The following is a 6502-nucleotide window of genomic DNA, read 5'->3' as shown; positions in this document are numbered from 1 at the left end:
TGTCCGGCCTTGTCTGGAACTGCGCGCAGCGCGGCCAGCCGCTGGACCGCACGGATCGTCACATCGCCAGCGTGCTGGCCGGCATAAGGCGCAAACACGCCCGCCCCCCGGTGCAGAAGGACGCCATCCTGCCCGACGATATTCTGGCGATGATCGCCACGCTGGGTTTCGACCTGCGCGGGCTGCGTGACCGGGCGATCTTGCTTTTGGGTTACGCGGGCGCGCTCAGGCGCAGTGAAATTGTAAGCCTGGATGTGCACAAGGACGACACGCCCGACGCGGGCGGCTGGGTCGAAATCTTTGATGACGGCGCCGTTCTGACCCTGAACGCCAAGACCGGCTGGCGCGAGGTCGAAGTGGGCCGCGGATCGTCGGACCGGACCTGCCCGGTTCATGCGCTGGAACATTGGCTGGACTTCGCCAAGATCGACTTCGGCCCCATCTTCACCCGCACCTCGCGCGACGGGAAACGCGCGCTGGATGCGCGGCTGAGTGACAAGCACGTGGCGCGGTTGATCAAGCGCTGCGTGCTGGACGCCGGGCTGCGCGCGGACCTGCCTGAAAAGGAACGTCTGGCGCTCTACTCCGGTCATTCTCTGCGCGCGGGCCTTGCCAGCAGTGCCGAGGTCGACGAACGCCACGTCCAGAAACACCTGGGGCACAGCTCGGCCGAAATGACCCGCCAATACCAACGCAGGCGGGACCGCTTCCGCGTTAACCTGACAAAAGCTGCGGGGTTGTAATCCCGCCGCCCTAGGTTTCGCTGCGAAACCTAGGGCTTTTCAAGCCAGCGCTCGACCTCAACAAGGATTGCATCGACCATTTCGGCATCCACCTTGCGGCCTTCGAACCGGATCAGATAGCCACGATCATCATGTTCACGCCGCAGCACGAACCCGGTCGAGGTCGCGACCTCAGGGCCTGCTTTGCGAGGCGGTGCGACCTTGGGGCGCCCACCCCGGCTGCCATCGCGGGGCTTGCCCTCGTGCTGTTCGATCACACTTTCCAGAAGCGCCCATTCGGTCTCGGCATCAATGCCCTGCCCGTCGGCCAGCAGATTGCGGATCTCGGATTCTGCACCAGCCCGCAACGCGCCAGCCAGACGCAGACCCTGGCGTTCAGTCAGCGCCTCGGGAAACACCAGCATATCGCCCAAAGCCTCGAAAATCAGGGCAAACGATCGAACCTTGGACCGCTTGGCCTTTGACGCGCTGCCGAACAGTTGCGCCACCGCATCTTCGACACTGTCGAAAATACCGCTCTGCGCAGAAATCGCGGCGATTCGGCCCCGTTCAAAGTGGCTAAGATCGGCGCGCACCTCGTTTTCTTCGACCATCGCCACGAAGGCGGCTGGCAAAGTTTCGGGCAGCTTGATCAGAGCCTTGATCACCGCAAAGCGTTCATCCCCCGTCGCCGCCAGCAGCCCACGCATCGCAAGCACCCGCCGATAGCCCGAGATGATACCGTATTTGCGCCCCTCGGCGGGTTTGGTCAGCCCATACAGCTCGACCGGAAGGCGCAGCCCGTTTTCGCGGATCGAGGCGCGCAGCTCCTCCATCTCGGTCTCGTCCACGTTGATCCGATCGCGCACCATGTCGTCGCTGTCGATCTGGTCCAGTGGCACTTCAACCATCACCAGCCCCTTGTCATGGGCCGCGCGGTGGGCTTCGGCGTCGGCCTTGTCACGGGCGGTCAGACTGCGGATGTCCGCGTCCAGAACCTGGGACTGCTGGGCCGCGTCGGCAGCGACCTGTGCAATGGGCGCCATCGGGGACCGGCGGGAGGTTTCGCTGCGAAACTCCTCCTCGATCCGGCTGAGGTCTTCGGCGCTGGGGGCTTCCAGTTTACGACGTTTTGCCATCACTCATCTCCTGCCTTGGTCATTTGAAGGTCGCGCCACCAGCACCCCAGTATGATTTCTTTCACCTCGGCCCATGTGCGGTCGAATGTCTCGCGCCCACGGACATAGGTCTCGCGGTTGAACTCACGGTAATCGGCTTCATAAATGCCGCTGACCTGCTCGCCGGCCTGACCCACCATGGCCGTGACTTCCTGCCGGTAGGTGGTCATGAAATCGCCGAAATAGGCCTGGATCACGTTCGCCAGATCGGTCTGCTGGCCCGCATCAAACCGGGTGATCAGGGCGCGCACAGCATCCCATTCAAAGCGAATCTCTGGCAAATCGTGCGCCCGCCGCATCGAATTTTCGCCATCCTCGATCGACGCGAAGGTGGAATAGAGCATGTCGAAGAAGCGACCCGTCGAGTCGAATTCAAGGAACGACGCGCCCAACGGGATCAACAGGATGTCAGCCGCCGACAGCGCGTTGATCGTCAGGTAGCCAAGGGCAGGGGGCGTGTCGAGGATAACGAGGTCGTATTCCTTGAGCAGATCCTCGCTTTCCAGAAAGCCCGACAGCGCGTCCCAAAGCGGCCATGACCGCATTTGCATCCGCCAGACGGGCACCTGAAATTCGGCCCAATACAAGTTCAGCTGCGCGCCGATCAGGTCGATGTTGGGCCAATGTGTTTCTTGAATCACCTGTTTCGCAGCGAAACCCAGCGCCTCTGTCAGGGTCTCATCAAGGGGCAGGGGGGGCTGGTCTGCGGCGGCGCGGACCTTGTTTTCAGATTCGACATGCTGGGCATAGTGCTTGGCCATCAGGGGGAACGCGGTCTGCCATTCGTCTTCGACCTGCCCGCCCATGATCGACGTCATGGAACCTTGGCTGTCCAGATCAACCACCAGCACGCGGTAGCCATCAAGGGCCGCTGACATCGCCAGATGCGCGGCGGTCGAGGTCTTCCCGACCCCGCCTTTGAAGTTGGCGACCGCGATCACCTTGGCGTCCAGTCCGTCGGGGCGCCAGGGCCGGTATTCGCGGGTCGAGACACCTTCGGCGGCGAAGAAATCGCGAAGTTTCAAAACGTCTTCCAACGTGAACCACTTGGCACCGCCGTCGCCTTCGCCTTGCGGCAGATCAGGGTTCTGTTTCAAGACGCGACGAAAATGGGCGGGGGCGACGGGGATCAGGTATTTGCAGATCTCCCACGTTGAAAACCGGCGCAGTCGCTTGCGCCCGTCGGGGGCATAGCCGCGCTTGGCCAGGTCATCGCGACCCTTGGAAGCGAAAGCGGCGGCTTTGGCGAATCGGGCTGTGCTGATAGGCTCTGACAACTTCGCGGCGGCGGCTTCGGGATCAATGTTGAAATAGGGCGGGGGAGGGGTCTTCGTTGGTTGTGCCATCTGCTCTCTGCTATATACGCGGTTTTTTACGTTGTTGCGACAAACATCGCACATCGCCGTGGTAATGGGAACGTCTTTGAGGTTTCGCTGCGAAACCAATACGAAAAAACGCCAACATATTTGTAGATTCTTTATGAGCTTTAGAAGCTTTGGCGTTTAAAAACCCTTTACGAACAGTTCGCTAGACTGGTTTGGGTGCCTGCTTCCGGGGGGGATGGTGCCCGTTTGCGGGATCAATGGCCCCGATTCGCAGGCGCGGGGACTCCTGCTTGCGGGAAGATGGGCGCCCGGAGTCGGTATGTGTCTGTTTAAGCGTAAATGCATCGTTTTTCAGCCGATCGCCCGTGCGACGCGGCATTCGTCATCCCGCAAACAGGTTCCTTTCGCGCCAAAGGCACCCAGTTACGGGACGCCAGTTTTGCACATCAGGCACCCATGTTCGCGTTGAGCGAAGGTGCCGTTTGTGGCATAAGGGGAGAAACCCAAAACGGGACGAGCAGATGGACACTTCAGGCAAAGCGCGGCTGACGGGCGCGTTGAAGCGCGAGAGCGTGAAAAAGAACGTGGCGGCGATTCACGTTTCCGGAAAACTGTCTCTGTTACAGCGGAAGTTGTCGAATGTGCTGCTGCTGAATGCCTATGACACGCTGACCAGCCAGACCAGTCACCGGATTGATGCGCAGGCACTGTGCCTGATGATCGGCTATAACTCGAACGATATCGAGACGCTGAAATCCGCGCTGCGGGGCTTGGCGGAAACCGTGGCCGAATGGGATATGCTGGACGAGGCGGGGCGGCAGGAATGGGGCGTTTCGGCGCTGTTGTCCTATGCCAAGCTGAAGGGGGGCGTGTGTGAATATGCCTATTCCCCGGCGCTGGCAGAAAAGCTGCACGACCCGAAAGTTTTTGCCCTGATCAACCTCAACATCCAGCGGCAGTTCACCGGCGGGCACGCGCTGGCGCTGTATGAAAACTGCTTTCGCTTCGTGAAAACGGGGTCGACCGGCTGGTGGTCCCTGGATATTTTCCGCCGCCTGATGGGGGTGGACGGGTCGGACTATTACCAGAGCTATAAGCATCTGAACGCGAAGGTGATCAAACCGGCGGTGGCCGAGGTCAACAAGGTGTCCGACATCATCGTGACGCCCGAGACGCGGAAAATGGGGCGCAGCGTGTCGGATATTCGCTTCCTGATCCGGCGCAATCCGCAACTTGCAATCCTGAACATTGACGACGGCGAAGGCACGCGGACGACGCGCACCTATGCGCGGCTGATGGAACTGGGGGTCAGCGACCGGCTGGCGCGGCAGTGGATTTCGGAACATGGCGAGGATTACGTGGCGGGCAAGATCGACTATGTCGCCGGTCAACCCGAGGTGCGCAGCCCCGCGAAGTACCTGAGCCGCGCGATCAGCGAGGATTACGCGCAGCCCGAAACACCCAAATCGAGTAGGGCAGGGGACCCGGCCATCAAGGCCCGTGCGGCCAAGCTGAAGCGGGTGCAGGAGCTTGTGCAAAGCCGCAGCCCCACCCAGCGCGATGCGGACCGGCGGTTGTTCATGAGCCAGTTGACGGGCAACAGCGAACGGCAGGATTTTGAGAACCACGGTTGGATGTCGGCCTTGAATGCCGAGGCGATTTTCAAGTTTTGGGCAGAGTTAGTGCCTGATGATGCGGATTTGGACCCGGCGGAATAGGGCAGTGGGTCACGCGTCAGATGACTTTGGCGTCAACCTTATGGACTGACTTGAATGTGCGTGCGTGGACGTTGGGAGAATGTCCGGAAAGAGCCCAAACTACCTGATGCTGCGCTTAGCCGCCATAATTCACCACGGTCGGATTTCGGCTTGGGTTCGTGCGTCTCGTGGTGTGCATGACCTTCATGCGCGACCGGAGTGGTCGCCCCTGGGCTGACGGCCGGGCGTTTGTTTTTTTGGGATCTTTGTTTCAGTTTCGGGGTTTGCGGGGCGGGCGTTCGTCAAGCTGGCCTTGGCGGGGCGAGAGCATCGAAGAGCAGACGGAGAAGCGCTTGCTGTGGGCAGGACGCCGGCAGCGTGACGATGATCCGGGTCTTCTTCTCAACGATGGTTGCCGCGAGCTTGACCAGATGCAGGCGCAACGTATCGAACTGGGCGCGGCGCCATGGAGATTTCTTTGGACAGGCGGCGCGCAATTTCCACCACATCCAGTAGGCGGCTCCGTGCAACATCAGACGCATCTGGTTGGCGGTCGCCTTCGGGCACGAGGTCCGGTCTGATGCGAGATGGGTTTTCCAGGCCTTGATGTGGTTCTCGGCCTGACCCCGGGCGGAGTAGAGCCTTTCGTAGAGATGCTTGCCGCGCCCGCCTTCGAGATTGGTGACGATGTAGCGGGTGTCGCGCCCATTTGGGCTGACCTCGACCCGGGCGACGACGCGGCGCTTTTTCGACCACGACCGGGCCGCATAGGAGAATGTCTTGAAGCGCCGCAGCTTTTGGCCGGGCTTGCGGGCGTAGCGCACGGCCGTCGAGGCCTCAAGCGGCAGGATGTGCTCCGCCAAGCGGCTATTTTTCGATAAGCCAAGGACATAGAGCAACCCGAGCCCGTCACACAGATCCAGAACCTCCGGGGTGCAATAGTGACTGTCGGCGCGCAGCAGGATCTCGGTCCTGGGCCAATAGATGCGGATCTGCCGGATCAATCGGCGAATGTGGGCCGCGCTCTCAGCGCCCTTGGGTCGACGGGCGGGGCGCAGCAAAGCCCCGACGAGCCGACCCGCGCCGTCAAAAACAACGATGGGCTGAAAGCCGTATTCATCATAATAGGAGTTGAACAGGCGCAACTGCTGGTGGCCATGCACCGCGTCAAACGTGTCGTCGATGTCGAGGATGATCCGACCGGGCGGGCGCGCAAAGGACTGGCAGTAGACCCGGACCATCTCCCGGCCCATCCGGATCAACGCGCGCATATCGGCCAGGTTTTCCATCCGCGAGATCGTGGGCTGCGAACACAGCGCTGCCCCGGCCTCAGGACCGCGCTCCAATGCCAGCTTGAAACTCGGATCATGCCGCAGGCTGGTCGCGTCATTGCCATCTTCATACCCTGCGGCAATCATCATGATCCGGAAGCGCATGATCTCCGCCAGATCGTGCTGAACCCTGGCCGGATCGCGTACATCGGTGATGCAGGCCGCAAGACAACCCGCCAGATCGTCCCGACGCTCGATCTCGCGCAGCAAGATCAGCCCGGCATCGGAACTCATGTCCACACCGTCAAA

At 61.2% G+C, this 6502-nt stretch carries 5 protein-coding genes; 2 read left to right on the top strand and 3 right to left on the bottom strand.

Annotated features, from left to right (window positions below; genetic code table 11):
* Positions 1-743, top strand: a 743-nt coding sequence (locus tag MN186_RS08300) for a tyrosine-type recombinase/integrase (RefSeq protein ID WP_242113914.1), incomplete at its 5' end; no start/stop codon positions are given.
* Positions 744-772: 29 nt separating this feature from the next.
* Here MN186_RS08300 and MN186_RS08295 read toward each other — a convergent pair.
* Together MN186_RS08295 and MN186_RS08290 are read right to left on the bottom strand one after the other, a co-directional pair.
* Positions 773-1861: a ParB/RepB/Spo0J family partition protein gene (locus tag MN186_RS08295; RefSeq protein WP_242113913.1), complete on the bottom strand. Its 1089-nt coding sequence runs from the start codon at positions 1859-1861 to the stop codon at positions 773-775.
* Positions 1861-3246, bottom strand: a complete 1386-nt coding sequence (locus tag MN186_RS08290; protein WP_242113912.1) for an AAA family ATPase — start codon at positions 3244-3246, stop codon at positions 1861-1863. The genes MN186_RS08295 and MN186_RS08290 overlap by 1 nt, the downstream gene beginning before the upstream one ends.
* Positions 3247-3746: 500 nt before the next feature.
* On the opposite strand from MN186_RS08290, the gene MN186_RS08285 reads away from it, so the two are divergent.
* Positions 3747-4943 carry a replication initiation protein gene (locus tag MN186_RS08285; RefSeq protein WP_242113911.1) on the top strand — a complete coding sequence of 399 codons (1197 nt, stop codon included), beginning with the start codon at positions 3747-3749 and terminating at the stop codon, positions 4941-4943.
* A 281-nt stretch (positions 4944-5224) separates the two neighbouring features.
* Here MN186_RS08285 and MN186_RS08280 read toward each other — a convergent pair.
* Positions 5225-6502: IS1380 family transposase (locus tag MN186_RS08280; protein WP_242113910.1), on the bottom strand; the 1278-nt coding region annotated here is incomplete at its 5' end.

It is taken from the genome of Aliiroseovarius sediminis (genome assembly GCF_022678485.1).
GTDB classification, from domain to species: Bacteria; Pseudomonadota; Alphaproteobacteria; order Rhodobacterales; family Rhodobacteraceae; genus Aliiroseovarius; species Aliiroseovarius sediminis.
The sequence above is the reverse complement of the archived record's forward strand: the minus strand, read 5'-3'. Positions and strand labels throughout refer to the sequence as shown.

Coding starts and splice junctions, on each gene's coding strand:
- MN186_RS08295 (WP_242113913.1), bottom strand. CDS start 1,861: ATGGCAAAACGTCGTAAACTGGAAGCCCCCAGCGCCGAAGACCTCAGC.
- MN186_RS08290 (WP_242113912.1), bottom strand. CDS start 3,246: ATGGCACAACCAACGAAGACCCCTCCCCCGCCCTATTTCAACATTGAT.
- MN186_RS08285 (WP_242113911.1), top strand. CDS start 3,747: ATGGACACTTCAGGCAAAGCGCGGCTGACGGGCGCGTTGAAGCGCGAG.